This is a genomic window from Nonomuraea aridisoli (genome assembly GCF_003236395.1).
GTDB classification, from domain to species: Bacteria; Actinomycetota; Actinomycetes; order Streptosporangiales; family Streptosporangiaceae; genus Nonomuraea; species Nonomuraea aridisoli.
Genome location: NZ_POUD01000631.1, coordinates 1 through 636, shown reverse-complemented (window position 1 = coordinate 636; position 636 = coordinate 1). Strand labels below are relative to the sequence as shown.

Here is a 636-nt window from a genome sequence, read left to right as displayed (position 1 = left end):
GTGTAGGGAGGGGTTGTGGGGGTGGCAACGCGTTTTGCGGGGCGTTCTAGTGGGCGGCGCCGGCGAGGTTGAGGACGACGACTCCGCCGATGATGAGGAGGATGCCGGCGATTTTGAGTGGGGTGAGGGTTTCGCCCATGAAGGCGGCGCCGATGAGGGCGATGGCGGCGGTGCCGGCGCCGGACCAGACGGCGTAGGCGGTGCCTACGTCGAGGTGGAGTTTGAGGACGCGGCCGAGGAGGACGAAGGAGGTGACGTAGCCGGCGACGACGACGGTGGTCCAGCCGAGGTGGCTGAAGCCGTTGCTGAGTTTGAGTGCGGAGGTGGCGAGGACTTCCGAGGCGATGGCGAGGGCGAGGAGGATCCAGGCCATGGGGGCTCCTTGGGTGGTAAGTGGTACGGGTGTGCGGATTTTAGGGGGTTCGCTCCCCCGGCGGGTGTGGGGGTTCCGCTTGAAAGTGCAGTCGAATGCGTGTTCCACTGTGGGGTGTGGGTTGGGACGCGCTTGCGCTTGTCGATGCTGCCGATGATCGGCCGCTGATCGAGCGGCGTGCGGTGGTGCGTGGTGGTTTCTACGAGATGCAGGCCCGTACGGTGATCGAGCGGGTGCCGCAGGGGGCGGGGGTCTCGCAGGGG

General features: G+C 67.1%; 1 protein-coding gene. It reads right to left on the bottom strand.

Translation table 11 applies throughout. The features are described 5' to 3' along the window. Window positions 1-46 precede the first annotated feature (46 nt). A complete protein-coding gene (locus C1J01_RS48475) occupies window positions 47-373 on the bottom strand; it encodes a DMT family transporter (RefSeq protein ID WP_111185884.1) in 327 nt (108 codons plus the stop codon). Window positions 374-636: the final 263 nt, after the last annotated feature.

Bases quoted from the DNA above. Each gene is read 5' to 3' on its own strand.
- C1J01_RS48475 (WP_111185884.1), bottom strand. From the start codon at position 373: ATGGCCTGGATCCTCCTCGCCCTCGCCATCGCCTCGGAAGTCCTCGCC.